General features: G+C 71.7%; 13 protein-coding genes and 5 tRNA genes. 9 read left to right on the forward strand and 9 right to left on the reverse strand.

Going from position 1 to position 18,185, the window contains the following annotated elements; translation table 11 throughout:
* Together ACIBM5_RS44250 and ACIBM5_RS44255 are read right to left on the reverse strand one after the other, a co-directional pair.
* On the reverse strand, positions 1–1,509 hold the full coding sequence (locus ACIBM5_RS44250; RefSeq protein ID WP_396012362.1) for an OB-fold domain-containing protein: 1,509 nt from the start codon (positions 1,507–1,509) through the stop codon (positions 1–3).
* 119 nt (positions 1,510–1,628) lie between these two features.
* Positions 1,629–2,885, reverse strand: a complete 1,257-nt coding sequence (locus ACIBM5_RS44255) for a CaiB/BaiF CoA transferase family protein (RefSeq protein ID WP_396012363.1) — start codon at positions 2,883–2,885, stop codon at positions 1,629–1,631.
* Positions 2,886–3,336: 451 nt separating this feature from the next.
* Between ACIBM5_RS44255 and ACIBM5_RS44260 the strand changes: the two genes are divergently transcribed.
* Together ACIBM5_RS44260 and ACIBM5_RS44265 are read left to right on the forward strand one after the other, a co-directional pair.
* Positions 3,337–3,777: a MarR family winged helix-turn-helix transcriptional regulator gene (locus tag ACIBM5_RS44260; RefSeq protein ID WP_396012364.1), complete on the forward strand. Its 441-nt coding sequence runs from the start codon at positions 3,337–3,339 to the stop codon at positions 3,775–3,777.
* Positions 3,774–5,684: an MDR family MFS transporter gene (locus tag ACIBM5_RS44265; RefSeq protein WP_396012365.1), complete on the forward strand. Its 1,911-nt coding sequence runs from the start codon at positions 3,774–3,776 to the stop codon at positions 5,682–5,684. Before ACIBM5_RS44260 ends, ACIBM5_RS44265 begins: the two co-directional genes overlap by 4 nt.
* 430 nt (positions 5,685–6,114) lie before the next feature.
* Here the strand turns inward: ACIBM5_RS44265 and ACIBM5_RS44270 are convergent, their stop codons facing one another.
* Positions 6,115–7,659 (reverse strand): MFS transporter, encoded by a 1,545-nt coding sequence (locus ACIBM5_RS44270; protein ID WP_396012367.1) that lies wholly within the window; start codon positions 7,657–7,659, stop codon positions 6,115–6,117.
* A gap of 104 nt (positions 7,660–7,763) precedes the next feature.
* Between ACIBM5_RS44270 and ACIBM5_RS44275 the strand changes: the two genes are divergently transcribed.
* A complete protein-coding gene (locus ACIBM5_RS44275) occupies positions 7,764–8,816 on the forward strand; it encodes a helix-turn-helix transcriptional regulator (RefSeq protein WP_396012368.1) in 1,053 nt (350 codons plus the stop codon).
* A gap of 138 nt (positions 8,817–8,954) precedes the next feature.
* On the opposite strand, the gene ACIBM5_RS44280 is transcribed toward ACIBM5_RS44275, so the two are convergent.
* The 5 genes from ACIBM5_RS44280 to ACIBM5_RS44300 all read right to left on the reverse strand — a co-directional run bounded on the left by ACIBM5_RS44280 (position 8,955) and on the right by ACIBM5_RS44300 (position 11,595).
* Positions 8,955–9,026: transfer RNA gene (locus ACIBM5_RS44280), tRNA-Val, on the reverse strand.
* A gap of 62 nt (positions 9,027–9,088) precedes the next feature.
* A tRNA-Val gene (locus tag ACIBM5_RS44285) sits at positions 9,089–9,160 on the reverse strand.
* A 37-nt stretch (positions 9,161–9,197) separates the two neighbouring features.
* Positions 9,198–9,271, reverse strand: a tRNA-Cys gene (locus ACIBM5_RS44290).
* Positions 9,272–9,320: 49 nt separating this feature from the next.
* A tRNA-Gly gene (locus ACIBM5_RS44295) sits at positions 9,321–9,393 on the reverse strand.
* Positions 9,394–9,648: 255 nt separating this feature from the next.
* On the reverse strand, positions 9,649–11,595 hold the full coding sequence (locus tag ACIBM5_RS44300) for a DUF4328 domain-containing protein (protein WP_396012369.1): 1,947 nt from the start codon (positions 11,593–11,595) through the stop codon (positions 9,649–9,651).
* A gap of 316 nt (positions 11,596–11,911) precedes the next feature.
* Here ACIBM5_RS44300 and ACIBM5_RS44305 point away from each other — a divergent pair, with 316 nt between their 5' ends.
* From ACIBM5_RS44305 to ACIBM5_RS44320, 4 genes are all read left to right on the forward strand, one after another.
* A complete protein-coding gene (locus ACIBM5_RS44305; RefSeq protein WP_396012370.1) occupies positions 11,912–13,024 on the forward strand; it encodes a chorismate-binding protein in 1,113 nt (370 codons plus the stop codon).
* Positions 13,021–13,845 (forward strand): aminotransferase class IV, encoded by an 825-nt coding sequence (locus ACIBM5_RS44310; RefSeq protein WP_396012371.1) that lies wholly within the window; start codon positions 13,021–13,023, stop codon positions 13,843–13,845. The genes ACIBM5_RS44305 and ACIBM5_RS44310 overlap by 4 nt, the downstream gene beginning before the upstream one ends.
* Positions 13,846–14,244: 399 nt before the next feature.
* Entirely contained in the window at positions 14,245–14,973 is a 729-nt protein-coding gene (locus tag ACIBM5_RS44315) for a GNAT family N-acetyltransferase (RefSeq protein ID WP_396012372.1), read from the forward strand.
* Between the two features lie 376 nt (positions 14,974–15,349).
* Positions 15,350–15,904 carry a hypothetical protein gene (locus ACIBM5_RS44320; RefSeq protein ID WP_396012373.1) on the forward strand — a complete coding sequence of 185 codons (555 nt, stop codon included), beginning with the start codon at positions 15,350–15,352 and terminating at the stop codon, positions 15,902–15,904.
* A 366-nt stretch (positions 15,905–16,270) separates the two neighbouring features.
* Here the strand turns inward: ACIBM5_RS44320 and ACIBM5_RS44325 are convergent, their stop codons facing one another.
* Entirely contained in the window at positions 16,271–16,684 is a 414-nt protein-coding gene (locus tag ACIBM5_RS44325) for an SsgA family sporulation/cell division regulator (protein WP_026218464.1), read from the reverse strand.
* Between the two features lie 354 nt (positions 16,685–17,038).
* Between ACIBM5_RS44325 and ACIBM5_RS44330 the strand changes: the two genes are divergently transcribed.
* Positions 17,039–17,494 (forward strand): TIGR02611 family protein, encoded by a 456-nt coding sequence (locus tag ACIBM5_RS44330; protein WP_391587620.1) that lies wholly within the window; start codon positions 17,039–17,041, stop codon positions 17,492–17,494.
* A 555-nt stretch (positions 17,495–18,049) separates the two neighbouring features.
* A tRNA-Val gene (locus tag ACIBM5_RS44335) sits at positions 18,050–18,121 on the forward strand.
* The last annotated feature ends 64 nt before the right edge of the window (positions 18,122–18,185 follow it).

The raw sequence follows: 18,185 nt of genomic DNA on the forward strand, positions 1-18,185 counted from the left end.
CTATGCCTCCTCGGCGGCTCGGGCGGTCCGCACGGGGCGGGCCTTCCAGAAGTAGTTGTGGATGCCGTCGGCACTGCCCAGCCGGCGGAACGTCGGCTCGACCCGGTCGCCGATGGCCACCTCGGTCGCGTCCACGTCGGTCAACTCGATCGGCAGCCGACCGCCCACCCGTCGCCCGCCACCACCCTTGTCGGAAGTCGCTTCGCTCCCTTCGGGATCGTCGAAGTCCACGACCGCGAACACCACCGGCGGGCTGGGCGAGTAGGCCATCCGGTCCACGGTGAACGTCTTGACCGTGCCGAGCACGTCGGCGGTGGGCACCGGCTCCATGTCGTCCACATTGCCACCGGTCATCGACACCCGCTGCGGGGGCAGGTGCACGGCGCCGCTCTCGCGATCGCGCGAGCCGACGAAACCGTACTTCCACTCCACCGAGCGCACGGCGGCCGAGGACGAGGTGCGCGCGGGCTCGGGCCGGCGCGGCGGCTCGATCGGGAGCAGCCCGCGCCACGCGAGGTACTTCCCGTACGGCAGCGGCGCGCCGCCGGCGATCTGCTCGGCGACCGTGCGGGTGGGCCGGTAGGCCGCGAGTGCGTCGGTGGTGCGGAAGAGGAAGACCTCGGCGCCGTCGGAGAGTACGACGAGCGCGAGAACCCGGCCCGGTTCGGCCTTCTCCAGCGTCGCGCTCAACAGCAGACCCGGGTGCGCCGCGCCGGTGTTGCCGACGGTGCCGGCCAGGTCGTCGCCCAGCACGCCCTCGCGCACCCCGAGCCGGCGACCCAGTCCGGCGACCGCGCGGCCGTGCAGGCCGGCGATCACCGCGTGGTCGACCTGGTCGGCGGTCAACCCGGTGGCCTTGAGCGCGTCGCTCCACGCCTGCCGGCCGACGGCGAGGTAGTTGTTCTCGCCGAACTTCTCCTCCCACAACTTCGAGCGCACGTCCCCGGGGGCACGCCAGCGATCGACGAACTCGGCCGTCGCCGACGCGCCGCCGAGGTACTCGGCGAGCACCGGGCCGTCGGCCGGACCGCCGACCAGCAGCGCGGCCGCGCCGTCGCCGCCGGCCGCCTCGTCGCCGCTGCCGGGCAGGCCGACCCGGATGTCCGCGCCGACCACGAGCGCGGTGCCGGCGCCGTCCAGGGCGAGCCGGAGCAGGCCGGCCGCGGAGCGCACCGAGCCGGTCGCGTCCATCGCCGGCACCGAGGCGTCCAGGCGCAGTGCGGCGTGCATCGCGGTCGCGTTGGTGCGGTCCGCGTACGCGGGCGCCACCGTCGCGAACAGCAGCGCGCGCGGTCGCACGCCGGGCGTCGCGCGCAGCGTGTTGCGGGCCGCCTCGACACCCAGGGTGGTGGTGTCCTCGTCGAAGGAGGCCACCGTGCGGGTGCCCTTGCCGCCGCCGGTGCCGGCCACGGCGGCGATGGTCTTGCGGTCGAGGCGCCGGTACGGGAGATACGCCCCGTACCCGAGGATGCCGCGTCCCGTCGAAACTGCGGTTCCGTCAGTCGTCATTTCTCCGCTTCCGCCTCGTTCCACTTGGGGTTCGTCCCACTTGGGGTTCGTCGCGTTCTTGCGTTGCCGGCCGGCCGCTCGGGCCGCCGTGCGGGGTGGGTTCGGGGGCGCGGGGTCGGCTACGGGGTCTCCAACCCGATCGCGCCGTCGGCCGCGAGGCGGTCGATCTCCGCGCGGGACAGGCCCAGTTCGGCCCCCAGGACCTCCGCGGTGTGTTCGCCGACCCAGGGCACCCGGGTCTCCGGGCCCTCGGCGACCCGGGAGAGCTTGACCGGGTTGCCCGGCGACAGGACCGGTGCCGGGTCGCCGTCGGTGCGCTCCATCTCGACGATCATGTTGCGGTTGCGCACGTGCTCGTCCTCGATCACGTCGCCGGGGTTGTAGACGGGGCCGGACGCCACGCCCACCCCGCTCAGCGCCGCGCACGCCTGCAACCGCGACTTGTCCGCCGCCCAGCCCTCGATGCCCGGGCGCAGGATGTCCTCGATGTGGTCGAACCACTCCTGCGGGCCGGCCAGGCGCGGGTCGCTCTTCCACTCCGGCTTGCCGACCAGGTCGGCGAGCGCTTCGAACATGTGCGGGCGTGCGCACTGGATCAGGAAGTAGCCGTCGAAGGCCCGGAACGAGTGGTTGATCAGCGGCGCCAGGCCGGGGTCCTTCAGGCCCATCGACCAGTAGCTGATGCCCGCGTCGTTGAGCGCGACCATGGCGTCGAACATGGAGATGTCCACGTACTGGCCCACGCCGGTGGCATCGCGGTGGCGCAGCGCGGCGAGCACGCCGATCACCGCGAACAGCGCCGAGCCGGAGTCGCCGAGCGCACCCAGCGGGGACACCACGGGCGCGGTGTCCGGGGCGCGCTTGAAGTCGTACAGACCGGCCATGCCCTCGGCGACCGGGGCGTACGCGGGCCAGGACGCGTACGGGGACTCGGTGGTGTTGCCGAAGCCGGACACCGACAGATAGATCGCGCGCGGGTTGACGGCGGCGATGTCCGCGAAGCCCAGGCCGAGCCGGTCGGCCGTTCCGGGCTTGAAGTTCTCGCAGACGATGTCCGCCTTCTCGGCCAGGCGCAGCACGATCTCGCGGCCCTCGGGATGCTTGAGGTCGACGGTGACGCTGCGCTTGCCGAGGTTGTTGCGCAGGAAGGTGACGCCGACGCGACGGCCGAGCGGGTCGGTCATCATCGGCAGCGCGGCGCGCCCGGACTCGCCGACGCCGGGCGACTCGATCTTGATGACCTCCGCGCCCAGTCGGGCGAGCATCTGCGTGGCGTAGGGGAGGGCCTGCATCTGTTCGATGGCCAGGACCCGGATCCCGTCGAGCGGCTTTCCGAAGCGTTGCAGGTCGGCGCCTGCCACCTCTCCCACGCGCATGGTCACTCACTCCCTGTTGTGCGGTCGTACGTGTGCCGCGCGGTCGACCGGCCGGCCGAGCCTGCTGCAGCCGTGATGCCCGGGACCCGGCGAGATGCCCGTGGGATACCTCGTACGAGTGCCCAATAGTCGCGAGACAGGCACCTCGTCACCATAGCTGACGGGCAGTCAGATGAGCATGGGCCAAGCCCCGTGCCCCTCGTCACGCCCCACGCCGGCGCACCCACGCTCCGCCGCCGTCGCGCCGATGCCGCCGATCCCGTCGGCGGGGTCGGGTCGGGAGCGCCCGTGGGGGCGGTGGTGGGCGACGGAAGCGGTATTGTTGGTTGAGCCATGCAGTTAATGCGCGGCGAGCGACAAGGGGGCGGTCATCGATACCGCGACGACACCGTGTGACGAGCCGACAGCCGGCCGCGCACCCGACGAACTCGGACGCGAACTCGCGCGTCTCATGCGGCTCTCGGCCGCCGCCAAGGCGCGCAGTCGCGCCGAGAGCGGCCCGGTGCCCGACGGGGGAGACCGGCTGCTCCTGGCCTACCTCGCGATGGAGGGACCCCGCCGGGTCACCGACCTGGCCGCGATGACCTACCTGGACGTGTCCACGGTCAGCCGGCAGATCGCGTCGCTGGTCCAGCGCGGCCTCGTCGAGCGCCGCCCGGACCCCAACGACGGCCGCGGCACCCTGCTCGCGGTGACCGAGGCCGGGGCCCAGGCGTTCGAGATCTACCGCAGTCGTCGGCAGGCCGAACTCGATCGGGTCACCCGCGACTGGTCCGCCGACGAACGCCGCACGCTCGTCCACCTCCTCGGCCGCTTCAACGACGACCTCGAACGCGAGCAGGCACCCACACGCGACACCGCGCCCGGTGCACCGGAAGGCCGTACCGCATGACCGACAACAAACCGCAGGCAGTACCGGACCAGGCCGCGAGCGAAAGCGGCCTGAGTCACCGTCAGATCATGACGATCCTGTACGGCCTGATGGCCGGCATGTTCCTGGCGGCGCTCGACCAGACGATCGTCTCGACCGCGATCCGTACCATCTCCGACGACCTGCACGGCCTCAGCCAACAGGCGTGGGCCACCACCGCGTACCTCATCACCTCGACGATCGCCACGCCGCTGTACGGCAAGCTGTCCGACCTGTACGGCCGGCGCCCGTTCTACCTCGCCGCCATCACGATCTTCGTGGTCGGCTCCGCCGCGTGCACGTTCTCCACGTCGATGTACCAACTCGCCGGCTTCCGTGCCCTCCAGGGCCTGGGCGCGGGCGGTCTGATGTCGCTCGCCTTCGCGATCATCGGCGACATCGTCCCGCCCCGCGAACGCGCCCGCTACCAGGGCTACTTCCTCGCCGTGTTCGGCACCTCCAGCGTGCTCGGCCCGCTCGTCGGCGGCTTCTTCGCGGGCCAGGACGAGATCCTCGGCATCGCGGGCTGGCGCTGGGTGTTCCTGGTCAACGTGCCGGTCGGCGTGGTGGCCCTGCTCGTGGTCGCCAAGGTGCTGCACATCCCGCACACCCGCCGCCCGCACCGGATCGACTGGTTCGGCGCGGTCACCCTGGCCCTGGGCGTGGTACCGCTGCTGATCGTCGCCGAACAGGGCCGCGAATGGGGCTGGGGCTCGGGCACCGCGACCGCCTGCTACCTGATCGGCGGCATCGGCGTGCTCACCTGGATCCTGGTCGAGCGCCGGATGGGTGAGGACGCGCTGATCCCGATGCGCCTGTTCTCGGACCGGATCTTCAGCCTCGCGTCGCTGATCGGCGTGATCTTCGGGATGGCCATGTTCGGCGGGTTCATGCTGATCCCGCAGTACTTCCAGATCGTCAAGGGCGCGAGCCCGACCAAGGCCGGCCTGCTGATGATCCCGGTCATGGTCGGCATGATGGGCTCGTCGATCATCTCCGGCCAGATCACCTCCAAGACCGGCCGGTACAAGATCTTCCCGATCCTGGGCACCGGCATCGCCGCCGTCGCGATGAGCCTGTTCGCGCTGTTCGTCGACGCCGAGACCTCGCTCGTGACCACGAGCCTGTTCATGGTCCTGCTCGGCATCGGCCTCGGCCAGTGCATGCAGACGCTGATCCTGGTCGTGCAAAACGCCGTCCCGCCCCGGGACATGGGCGTGGCCACCTCGGCCGCGACCTTCTTCCGGCAGATGGGCGCGACCGCCGGCACCGCGGTGTTCCTGTCCGTGCTGTTCAGCAACGTCTCCGGGGAGATCGCCAAGGCCTTCACCCGGGACGCCCGCACCCCCGCGTTCCAGGCCGCGCTGGCCGACCCCGCGGTACTCGCCGATCCGGCCAACGGGCCGGTGATCGAGATGGCCCGGAACCCGAACCCGGGCGGCGCGCAGGGCTCCGGCGTGCTCAGCGACTCCTCCTTCATCCAGCAGCTGGACCCGCGCCTGGCCGCGCCCTTCAAGGAGGGCTTCTCCGAGGCGATGCAGCTGGTCTTCCTGATCGCCGCGTGCGTCATGGCGGTGGCGTTCGTGCTGGTCTTCTTCATCAAGGAGGTGCCGCTGCGCACGATGTCCGGCCTCCAGGCCCAGGCCGCCGCGGACGCGGCCGAACTGGCCGAAGCGCAGGCGGCGACCGCCGGACCCGGATCGGCTCAGGCCGACCCGCAGCACGAACCGGCCGCCGCCGGGGCAGGCTCGGGTACACGTCCCGGCCCGGGATCGGGCGCGGCCGCCGAACCGGGTGGTCGAACGCCCTCCTCGGGCGCCGGCTCGGCCCGCTCCCCGGAACAGGACGCCCGACGCGCGGCCGGCCGCCGCTGGCCCGAACGGGACTGACCACACCCGACCCCTTGCCGTACACGCGGTACGCACCGGCCGGACGGGATGCCCCCGTTCGGCCGGTGGGGTACGCCCGTCCCGTTACGGCCGGACGGGTTCGGGCCGGACGGGTACGCCCCCGCCGGCCGGCCGGGTACCCGTACTGCCGGGGTGAGCACCCGAGTCGGGGGCCAAATGCCGGTGCCGCCGGCCGAGCACCAGAATCACGGGTCGAGCACCCGACTCGCGGGCCGGGCACCGGTGCCGCCGGCCGAGCACCCGAATCACCGGTTGAGCACCCGACTCGCGGGCCGGGCACCGGTGCCGCCGACCCAGCACCCGAATCGCGGGCCGATCACCCGCATGGCGAGCCGAGCACCCGGATCGCCGGCCGATCGCAGCGCCGCAACGGCCGACGCCCGCGGCCCGCAGGCCCGGTCGTACCGGCTCAGGCGACCCGGCCCGCCCGCTGCCCGACGACCACCCGCCACGCCCACACCGCCGCGCACACGTTCACCGCGGCCAGCGCCACGAACGTCACCACGGCCGCATGCGCCGAGGCATGGGCGCCCACACCCGTCGCCGACAGGAATGTGGTGCCGTAGGTGGCCACCCCCAACACCGCGCCGACCTGCATGAGCGTGACCAGCACCCCACTCGCGTCACCCGCGTGCTCGGCCCGTACCCGACCCAGCGCGCTCGCCATCAGCGGCCCGATCACCGCGCCCTGGCCCAGGCCCATCGCGGCCAACCCGACCGCCAGCGCCACGCCGCCCTCCCGGCCGCCGTGCACCGAGGCCGCCATGCCGACGTACGACACGGACACCAGCGCGAAGCCCAGATATCCCACGTGCGCCCGAATCCGCTCGGGCAACCGCCCCCACCACAACCCGGAGACCGCGAACCCGATCGCGCACGGCACGTAGGTCAGCCCGGCCCGCAACGGACTGTCGCCGAGCCCGGACTGCAGGTGCAACGCCAGGGTGAACAGGAACCCGTTGTAGCTGCCCACCGCGATCAGCAACGCGATCCCGCCGGACATCAACCCGGGCGAGCGCAACACCGCTCCCGGCACCAACGGCGACCCGCCGCGCGCCGCCACCGCCCGCTCGACCAGCGCGAACACGCCCATCCCGGCGATCCCCGCCGCCAGCATCACCCAACCCCACACTGGCCAACCCTGCTCGTGCCCCATCACCAGCGGCACCACCAGCGCGAGCATCGCCGGCGCCAGCACCAGCACGCCCGGCACATCCAGCCGACCCCAACCCGGGCGCGCACCCGGATCCGGCCCGTCCCCGCCCAGCGCTCGCCACCCGACCACCAGCAGCAGCAGCCCGAGCGGCACATTGACCAGGAACACCGGCCGCCACCCGGTACCGAACAGATCCGCGCTCACGAGCACTCCGCCCAGGATCTGCCCGACGACCGCACCACCGGCGATCGCCGTCTGGTACAGGCCCATCGCCGCGGTCCGCCGCCGCCCCTCGAACCGGCGCTGGATCAACGTCAACACCTGCGGCACCAACAACGCGGCACCCGCGCCCTGAAGACACCGGAACACCACCAACTCGCCCGTCGACCCGGCCAGTCCACACGCCAGCGAGGCGAGCGTGAACAGCGCGAGCCCACCCAGGTAGGCCCGCCCGTACCCGAAGATCGCGCCCAGCCGCGAACCGGTGATCAACAACATCGCGTAGGCGATCGTGTACCCCGCGATGATCCACTGCAGCCCGGCCCCCGACGCGTGCAGGTCCGAACGCATCACCGGCGCCGCGACATTGACGATCGAGGCGTCCAGCACCGCCATGAACTGACCGGCCACCAGCACCACCAGCAACACCGTGCCCGCGGCCCCGCGCCGGTCTCTGCGCCGGTCTCCCGCCTGCCTCTGCCCCGACTTCTCACCGGCGTCCCCGAGAGCGGAGGTCACCCGCTCCACGTCCCCCTCGCGTCGGGCGTCGCTGCCCGACATCAGATCCGTATCGTTCATGAGGACGACTCTGGTCCGCCGCCCGGTACCCGGACCAGTAGCCTGGTTATCCGGGTATAACCAGGCACCTGGCAATCGAGATCACCCGGGCACAGGATGGACCGATGACCGGCAGCCCGCGCACCGACGCCGTTCCCGACACAGTCCCGCACTCCGGCCCCGACGCCGTTTCCCACGGCGTATCCGACGGCCTTCCCGACCGAGGCGACCGAGGCGGGATCACCGCCGAGCCGGGCAGCGCCGCCCGGGCCCATCCGCCCGACTCCGAGCGGGCCACGCCGCAGTACGTCCGTCCCGCCCGCGCCGCCTCGCGCGCCGAACTCGGCGCCTTCCTGCGCAGCCGCCGGGAGCGGATCACCCCGGACCAGGTCGGCATCCCCGTCGGCCGCCGCCGGCGCACCCCCGGCCTGCGCCGCGAAGAGGTGGCCCAACTCTCCGGTGTGGGCGTCACCTGGTACACCTGGCTCGAACAGGGCCGCCCGATCAACGTCAGCGCGCAGGTCATCGCCGGCATCGCCCGTACGCTGCGCCTGGACGCCGTCGAATCGGAGCACGTCAAGCGGTTGGCCTGCGTACCGAGCACGGCGACGCTCCGGGCCGAGAACGCGGTGGACGCGGACACCCGGGTCCTGCTCGACGACTTCGCCACGCTGCCCGCCGTCGTGATGAACGAGCGTTACGACGTGCTGGCCTACAACGAGCTGTACGCCAGGGTCTTTCCGGCGATGGTCGCCTGCCCCCGAGGCCGGCGGAACATGATCTGGGAGCTGTTCACCCGACCCGAGTGTTGCAACCCGTTCCACGAGTGGCTCCAGGAGTGCCAGGGTGTGGTCGGCGTGCTGCGCGGCACCTACGCCCGCAACATCGGCGATCCGGTCTGGACCGCGTTCATCGACGAACTGGTCGAGGCCAGCCCCGAGTTCGCCAAGGCCTGGGCCGCCCACCCGATTTCGCTCACCCGCACCCGGGTCAAGTTCTTCCGCCACTTGGACGTCGGTGTCCTGCATGTGCGCGGCATCCCGACCGACCTGGTCGCCTCGCCCGGCCAGCGACTGAACGTCTTCGTGCCGCAGGACGAGGAAACCCGCGAGCGCCTGACCCGACTCGCGGCCCCGGACTTCGTGCCCAGCGCGCCGCACGTACACGCGGGCATGTGAGCGAGCACACGCGGGACGGGGGAGCTGCGCGGCACGGTGGGCTGTGGGCGGATGAGCGGGGCGGGACGGCAACGGTGGGCGTGGAACGTCGAAGGGCCGGTGGATCGCGATGATCCTCCGGCCCTTCGATACTTCCGGTGCGCGATACTGGGATTGAACCAGTGACCTCTTCCGTGTCAGGGAAGCGCTCTCCCGCTGAGCTAATCGCGCGGGCGCCGTGCGTGTCCTGCGTGGTACACGTACTGCCGTACTGCGTGTTCGGTTGTGCGGCGTGCGCGATACTGGGATTGAACCAGTGACCTCTTCCGTGTCAGGGAAGCGCTCTCCCGCTGAGCTAATCGCGCGGGAAGTTCACCCTCGGCACGGAGCCTTGGGGTCTCTTGGAGGTGGAGACGGGATTTGAACCCGTGTAGACGGCTTTGCAGGCCGTTGCCTCGCCTCTCGGCCACTCCACCAAGTGAAGGAACCATAGTGGTTGCCCACCACATTCCTCTACTTCTTCCGAGCGGACGACGAGATTCGAACTCGCGACCCTCACCTTGGCAAGGTGATGCTCTACCAACTGAGCCACGTCCGCCTGTCGACCCGAGCCGCGTTTCCGCGTCCCGGCGACGTTGAGAACTTTAGCGGATCCGAGGGCCATCACAAAAACCGATTCCCCGCGGACCCCACCGCGCGACCCGCGCAACCTGCGAAAACGACCGAGGCCGGCTCGAACCACCAGGGTTCGAACCGGCCTTCGGCGCGGCTCGGCGGATCTCACCGAGGGGTCTCGGCAAGCCCTCGACCGGGCCTTCGCGTCATCCTCTGGGCCGGACGCGCCGCCCTCGACTCAGTTGCGACGCTCCGCGGAGGGCGCGGGTTCGACAACCGGCGCCGTGGTGGTGGTCGCCTCTGCGGCGGGGACCGGGGCCGGGGCGGGGACCGAGGTGGGCTCCGCCTCTGGTTCAGCCGGAGTTCGGACCTCGTTCCCGCCTTCGTCCTTGCCCTCGCCGAGCGCTTCGTGCTCACCTTCGGGCTCGACGGCGGGCTCGGTTACAGGCTGGACGGCGGTCTGGGCTACCGGCTCGACGAGGGTCTCGGCGGCGGGCTCGGCCACCGGCTGGACGGCGGTCTGGGCTACCGGCTCGACGAGGGTCTGGGAAGCGGGCTCGGCTACCGGCTGGACGGCGGTCTCGGAAGCGGGCTCGGCTACCGGCTCGACGATGGTTTCCGATGCGGGCTCCGCGGCCTTGGTCGGCTTGCCCAGGGACACCGGTTCCTGCGATTCGGCCGCGGCGGGCGTCGAAACCGGTTGGACGACGCCTGCGGTCGGCGCGGCGGTGGGCCGCGGCGGCGGGACCTGCTTGGGCCGCGCGGCAGGCGCCCCATCGACCGGCAGCACCGTCGTCGCGTCGGCAGCGGCCGGCGCCTCGTGAGCGGCCGGGGCCGGGGCAGCCGGAGCGGAGGAGGCCGGAGCCAAGTCGGGGGCCGCCGCGGTCGCAGCCTCGACCGGTGCAACGGCCTCGGCCGCAACCGCAGCCGGAACCCCCGAAGCGACCGGAGCCACAGCCCCTTCGGGAGCCACAGCCCCCGAGCCATCCGCCGTCGACGTCGGCGCCTGCGGCACCGGCGGTACCGGCGGAGCCCCCGGCGTACCCGGAGCCTGCGGCACCGGCGGCGCGAAGTACTGCGCGGTCGGCGCCTGTGCCGGATAGGCCGCCCACGGCGTGGGCGCACCACCGAAGCCGACCGGCATCCCGGGCATCCCGTGCATCGCGCCGGGGACGCCACCGGGGACCAGCCCCGACGCGAACGCCAGCGCCTCGCGCTCGTGCTGGAACGTGGTGATCCTGCGGACCACGAGGATCGCCGCGACCGCCGCCAGGATCAGCACGACATCCGCGATCCCGGACAGGAAGTCGATGGTCCGCAACCGGTCGGCGTCGGACAGCTCGATGTCCTCGTCGAGCGGGTAGGACAGCCGGCTCGCGAAGAACAGCACACCCGACGCCACCAGCAGCACCCACCAGGCCCACAGCAGCGGCAACCGGCCCGGCGTACGCCCGCCGCGCTCGGCGGTCCGCGGGTCGCTCGCGCGCCACACGTCGTGCAGGATCAGCTTCGGGAACCACAGGCTGACCACCGGCACCAGCCAGCCGCCGATCGCCCACCCGGTGGACAGGTGCTGCTTCGAGGGGCCGAACAGGTCCACGTTGGCGCGAGCCCGGTACATCCAGATGATGAACAGCACGGCCGTCGCGATCATCGACAGGACCAGGAACGTGGTCGCCGCCGCCACGAGCGAGTCCGAGTCCTCGGCCTTGGTGCGCAGCGCGTCGGTCATGCCGAGCTCGCCGGCGTCGGAGATCTGCCGCAGGACGTCCGCACGGTGGAAGAACGCCGCCGCGCACAGCGCCGCGAACACCGCGGACAGCGGCAGCAGGACGTACAGGGTCACAGCGAGTCCGCGCAGCGCCCGGAACGGCTGCGGCAGCCAACCCGGGTACGGCGACGCCGGATACGGGCTCGGCATGCCGTACGGGGTCTGCGGGGCGAACTGTCCCGGCGCGTGCGGATAGGCACCCGTGTACGCACCGGCCGGGGCGACCGCGGATGCCGGCGCGGCGTACGGATCCGGCGGCGCGGGCGCCGCGGGAGTGGCGGGAGCCGCGGCGGGCCCGGCGAGCACGGGGGTCGACCCGGTGCCGGGCTGCTGCGGCGCGGCGGCCGGGACGGCGCCGCAGTACGAACAGCGGTCGGCCCGCGTAGACCAGGTGTCGCAGGCGGAACAGTGCACGGATGAACGTCCTTCGATCGCGTGGTGCTGTGGAGGCTTCGGGGGCCGGGACGAACCGACCGGGGGAGGTGCGGTCACCGGACTCGGGGCTGCCGGGTCCCTACCCACCGTGCCGCATCATGCCGTGCCCGACGGGCACTGGGGAACGCGGAATCGACCAGCGGCGGTTCCGGGCGCGTCGAGTGCCCGGGTACGGGGCCTTCGAAGCCGCCGGTGCCGGGCCGTTCGAGACGTCGTGGTGCCCTTCTACAATGGACGATCTGATCCGCGCGCCGATCCGCCACAGGTGCCGCGGTCGCGACCCCGGAACGAACCAGTGAGTCAGCCACCTCCTCTCGCCCACCTCGGCGGGCGCTTGGCCACCGGCCTGCGTGATGTCACCCGTGACCCGGCCGCCCTGGACTCGCACGGGTTCTGGGCCGTCGTCGCCGACTTCGAGGGCGACCTGCTGTGCGCACGCTTCGACGAGGTGCGCCCGGCCCCGCTGCCGGCCGCGCCGTGGACCGGACCGCCCGCACACGCGTGGACCGACTCGCTCGGCGCCGACGCGTACCGCGCCGGGGTGCGCCGGATCCGCGAACACATAGCCGCCGGCGACGTGTACCAGGTCAACCTGTGTCGCCTGCTCAGCGCACCGTTGCCCGAGGACGCCGACATCCTCGGCCTGGCCGGCCGCCTCGCGCGCGGCAACCCGGCCCCGTACGCGGGAGTGATCCGACTGCCCGCACACGACGTGCACGTCGCGTGCGCGTCACCCGAGCTCTACCTGCACCGCGCCGGCGACCGGGTCTGGTCCGGCCCGATCAAGGGCACCGGCCGCACCGAGGCCGACCTGCTGCCCAAGGACCACGCCGAGAACGTGATGATCGTGGACCTGGTCCGCAACGACCTCGGCCGGGCGAGCGCGATCGGCTCGGTCACCGTGCCCGACCTGTGCGTGGTCGAGAAGCACCCGGGCCTGGTCCACCTCGTCTCCACCGTCGCGGGCACCCTGGCACCGGGCGTGGGCTGGCCCGAACTGTTCGCCGCGACCTTCCCGCCCGGCTCGGTCAGCGGCGCGCCCAAGAGCAGTGCGCTGCGGATCATCGACGAGCTCGAACCGGTCCCGCGCGGCCCGTACTGCGGCGCGATCGGCTGGGTCGACGCGGACCGCCGCGAGGGCTCGCTCGCGGTGGGCATACGCAGCTTCTTCGTCCGGGACGGCCGCCTGTGCTTCGGCACCGGCGCGGGCATCACGTACGACTCCGACCCGCAGCGCGAGTGGGACGAGACCGAACTCAAGGCACACAACCTGCTCGCGGTGGCGGGGCGGGACTACCTGCCGGGACCCGAGCACGAGCGTGCCGGGCAGGATGCGCACCACGCGGATGTCCCGAGCACAGCGGACAACGCAGCGGACGACGCAACGGACGCCTCGGAGGGCGCATGAGCAGAATTTGGCTGAACGATCGCCTCGTCGACGACGAGCAGGCCGTGGTCCGGGTGGACGACCACGGTCTGACCGTCGGCGACGGCGTCTTCGAGACGATGAAGGCGACCGGCGAGCGGGCCTTCGCGACGACCCGACACCTGGATCGGCTGGCCCGTTCCGCGCGCGGTCTCGGGCTGCCCGCGCCCGACCTCGACCTGATCCGCCGCGCGTGCTCCGAGGTGCTGGCGGCCAACCCGCTGCCCGGCGTCGGCCGACTGCGGATCACCTACACGGGCGGACGCTCGCCGCTGGGCTCCGAGCGCGGCGATGCCCCGCCGACGCTGGTGGTGGCCCTCGGCGCGGCCAAGGCCCGGGGCAAGAGCACGGCCGTGGTCACCGTCCCGTGGACCCGCAACGAGCACGCGCCGACCACCGGCCTCAAGACCACGAGCTACGCCGACAACGTGGTGATGCTCGGCTACGCCGCCGAACGCGGCGCGAGCGAGGCGCTGTTCGCGAACACGGCCGGCAACCTGTGCGAGGGCACCGGCTCGAACGTGTTCGCCGTACTCGACGGCCGCATCGTCACCCCGCCGCTGACGGCCGGCTGCCTGGCCGGTGTCACCCGCGCGCTGGTGCTGGAGTGGGTCGGCGCCGAGGAGATGGACGTACCCCTGGCCGCGCTCGCCGACGCCGAGGAGATGTTCCTGACCTCGTCGCTGCGCGACATCCAGGCCGTGCACCGCGTCGACGAGCACACCCCGACCGCACCCGGCCCACTCACCCGCAAGGCAATGGAAATCTTCACGGCCCGCTCCGCCGCCGACATCGATCCATGACCCCGCCACCCACGCGGCGCCGGCACACCGAGAACGGGTGGACCACATCCGCTGAGCGGTGAGCGGTGAGCGTGCGCGTGGCTTCCGAGGCGTCGGACATCGCGCGCCTGCCCGGGAAGCCGGGCGTATCGTGCGCGGCTCCGACGCGTCGAGTGATCGCGGCCCACTCGGGAAATCGGCGTGATCGCCCCCTGGCTCCGAGGCGTCCGCGATCGCGGGCCCGTTCGGGAAGCGGGTGTGGTTGCGTGCGCGGCTCCCGCTCCGACGTGTCCGAGGATCACGGACCGTTCGGGAAGCCGGTGTGATCGTGTGCGTGACTCCGACCAGGTTGGCCGGGGCCGCGCGCGGGCAGCACTGCCGGTAACGGGGCGCTGCGCCCGGGAAGGCGGGGGCCACCCGATGACCACCACTCTGCGACCGGCCGGACCCGGCCGTGACGGCGTGTACTCGATCTGCGCCAACGGCCGGTCCGTGGGCGGCGTGCACCTGACCCCGCTGGGCCCGTGGGGCGCCGGCACAGGATGGATCCTGCACATCCAGGTGCTGCCGTCGCGCCGCCGCCGCGGCCACGCATGCGTCGCGATGCTCGCCGCCGAGGAGATCATGCGCGGCCTGCGCTGCACCCGGATGGCGGCGGCCGTCCCCGAGGGCAACCGGGCGGCGACCGGCCTCGTCCAGGCCCTGGGGTACGCCCCCGACAGCCGCCGCCTCGCAGCCCCCGTGCGCGCCACCGGACTGCCGCCCGGCGTACGGATGATGGACCCCGACGAACGCGACGCGTGGTGCGCGGCGGAGCTGCACCGGTACGCGGCGGACCTGCGCGCGGCGGGCTGGGCGGCCACCGTGGCGCAGGCCCGGGCACAGGCCCGGTTGGACCACCCCACGGCGCCCGCGCCGTACACGCTGGGCGAGGGCGCGGTGGTGTGGGTCGCGCACGGCGTCATCCTCGCGCTGACCGCGCCGACCCCGGCGGACGCGGCGACCCTGCTCCGCGCGGCCGGCCACGTGACGGCGACCCAGGGCCTGCACGAGGTGGCGATCGAACTCCCCGACGACACCCACGCGAAGGTCTGCACGGGGGCGGGATTCGCGCCGCGCACGCGTTATTGGGGGAAACCCATCCTGTGAGGGTCGGGCACATCCCTGATGCTGGGTGTACTCCACGGGGAGGAGATGGATCGGTCGGAGTCCTCCCCGAGTACCGAACCGACCGCCGATCGTGGCGTCCGGGCGCGGAGGAGACGACGATGGAGGAAGCACCAGGTCCGACAAGACCGACACAAGAGCCGACACCGACGCTTCGAACGTCACCGACGCTTCGAACGTCACCGACGCTTCGAACGTCACCGACGCTTCGGACGACGCCGACGCGTCGGATGACATCGAGGCTTCGGACGACGCCGACGCGTCGGATGACATCGAGGCTTCGGACGACGCCGACGCATCGAACGGTACCGACGCTTCGCACGTTTCGAATGCTTCGCACGAGGAGGAGGCCGAGCGCATGTCCGGCGCAGATGTGGTGACCGGCGCCCTGTGCATGGCGCTGACGGGTCTCGGCCTGGTCATCGCGGTACAGAAGGCACGCCAACGACGTTTCCTGAACGCGACGCGGTGGACCGCCGCGGCGCTGTTCCCGATCGGCCTGTACCTGACCGGCCTGGCCACGCTGGGCCGCCGGGTCGGCAGCGCGGCCGCCGACTGGGCGACCGATCTCGCCTTCGGGATCAAGGCGTGGGGCGGCGTCGCGATCCTCGCGTTCGCCGTGATGCTGCTGATGATCACCCGGATGATCGGCCGCAAGAACCCGGAGTCGACCGGTACGTCGGCTTCTTCCGCTTCGTCGCCCTCTTCGTTCTCCTCGTCCTCCGCGGATCTGGCCGCGCTCCTGGGCGGAACCGGTGCGGACACCGGGGCGGGCGGCAGCGCGGGCACAGCCCAGCCGAGCGGTCGGCAGCCGAAGCCGGCCGCGGCACCGCGTTCCCGGCGCGCTGCGCGCGGTGCGGTGGACGACGAGTTCGCGGAGATCGAGGAACTGCTGCGCAAGCGCGGGATCTGAAGTCGGGGAATCCCGATTTGCGGATTACCGCCGGTTGTCGGCGGTTACCGAGAGGCGGGTTAAACACACGCTGTGCACAACAGGACACGCCACGGGATGAGGAATGTGAACGCATTCCCATGCCGGAAAATGTGTTCGACTGTGCGCTTTCTTTGCACCATGTGCGGATCGTGTACGTATTCGGATCGACCGATCGCGCGGCGTGCGCGATTCACCCGCTCGGCGGTCGCGGCTCCTCGTCCCGGCGGCTGCGGCGGCCAACGCTAAAACGCTCCGCCGCTCCCACCGTGTGGACGGTGGGTGCGGCGGAGCGCTGACGTACGTACCCGGCGCTGCGGACAGGGGCGTGCCCGCGGTTCCGGGAGTTCAGTTCTCGGCGAGAATCTGGGACAGTTCCCGGTCGAGGTCGAAGAAGCGATGCTCGTTGCCGGGGGCAACGGCAGCGTTCGTACGCTTCAGGAACGACTCCAGCGCCCGCGCGGGCGCTTCGAGCAGGGCTTCACCCTCGGGCGAGCTGAGGGCGATGCAGACGATGCTCTGTCCGTGGCTCCGGGAGGGCCACACACGAACGTCGCCGGTGCCGGACGGCTGACGCAGCCCATCCGCGAGAAGGTCGCGGGCGAAGACCCAGTCGACCGTCTCATCGGCACCCGTGTGGAAGGTCGCATGCACGGCGTACGGGTCCGACGAGTCGTATCGCAGCCCCGCAGGGACTGGCAATGAAGACTCGCTCGAGACGACGAGGCGCAGGTGCAGCTCACAGCTGACCGTGGTGTTCATAAGCGCCATGGCCTTTCGCTCAGTGTGCGCTCGGGGATTCGCACGTCGGCGTTCGCAACATCCCACCTGCGGACCTCTTGTAAACGTCTCTGCCCGATATACGGGCGTCTGGGTACTCCTTAAGAGCGATGCGGAGGTGTAACGTTCGCCCGCATGATTTCCGGAAGGGAACAGGCGTTCAGTTCATACCCGTCATGCCCGGGGCGAGTCCGCACCGTACCGGCGGGCCTGCATCGAACCTCTGCCCCCTTGTAGCGTTGTCAAGCCAGGCCGAGCCATGGTCGGCTCCGGCCGCAGGCCAGACGGAGGTGCCCGGTGAACGACGGCCGGTACGACGAGAGAGGAAGACCAAGGATGGACACGGGGGTCGCGGACAACAGCGCGCACGCCACACGAGAGCCCACCAGCGCCGACCAGGACGCCCCGAGCGGCCTGGCCGACAAGCAGGCGAAACCATTCGGCTCCCGCGCACCCGCCTTCATCAAGCGCTCCAAGCCGTTGCACATGACCTGGCAGATCGGCGTCGCCGTGATCGGCTTCGCGATCATCGTCGGCGGCATCATCATGCTCCCGCTGCCCGGCCCCGGCTGGGCGGTCATCTTCCTCGGCCTGGCCGTCCTCGGCACCGAATTCGTCTGGGCCCAGCGCACCCTCCTGTGGACCAAGGACAAGGTCACCAAGGCCGCCAACCGCGCTCTCGACCCCAAGACCCGCCGCCGCAACATGATCATGCTCGCCATCGGCCTCATCCTGATCGGCGCAGCGGTGGCGTCCTACCTCTGGAAATACGGCATGGCCCTCCCCTTCTGACCGGGAAGCCTGACCGGGAAGCGGAGCTCGGGCGGGCGATCCGGGCGCGCGCTTTCGGCCCCGGGACCCGGGGCCGGCCTTGGCCTCCGGGGCCCGGCATTGGCTTCGGGGTCCGGCCTTGGCTTCCGGGGTCCGGCCCTGGCTCCGGGATCAGGCCTCGGCGTCCGGGATCCGGCCCTGGCCCCGGTTCCCGGCCCGGAACCGGGCTCTGGGCCCCGGGCCCGGACTTCCCCGCCCGGGGCTCTGAGCTCCGAACACTGGGCTTTGGGCTGCGTGCCCCGGCGAAGGAGTTCTACGGGGGGCATCACGGGACGAGCCTCTGCGGGGGGACGTGCACAACGACGGCGGCCCTCGCCGGAACACCTCGCAATGCGCGCCTCTGTCCCCACCCTGGCGCTTGCCCCCGCCTCCGCCTCCACCCGGGACCCAGCCCGCCTCGATCCTCGATCGCGCGAGCCTCTCGCCCCAAATGCCTCATCCGGAGCCGCGACCCAACCCCCGAGAAGGGGTGGGCACAACCGCCCCCACGCATGCGGTAATGTTCTCCCTGCGCCCGGGCGATTAGCTCAGCGGGAGAGCGCTTCGTTCACACCGAAGAGGTCACTGGTTCGATCCCAGTATCGCCCACACAGGTCAGAGCCCCGGATCATGAAAATGATCCGGGGCTCTGTCGTATTTGTAGCCGTTTCAT

This window comes from Embleya sp. NPDC050493 (assembly GCF_044458105.1).
Classification (GTDB): domain Bacteria; phylum Actinomycetota; class Actinomycetes; order Streptomycetales; family Streptomycetaceae; genus Embleya.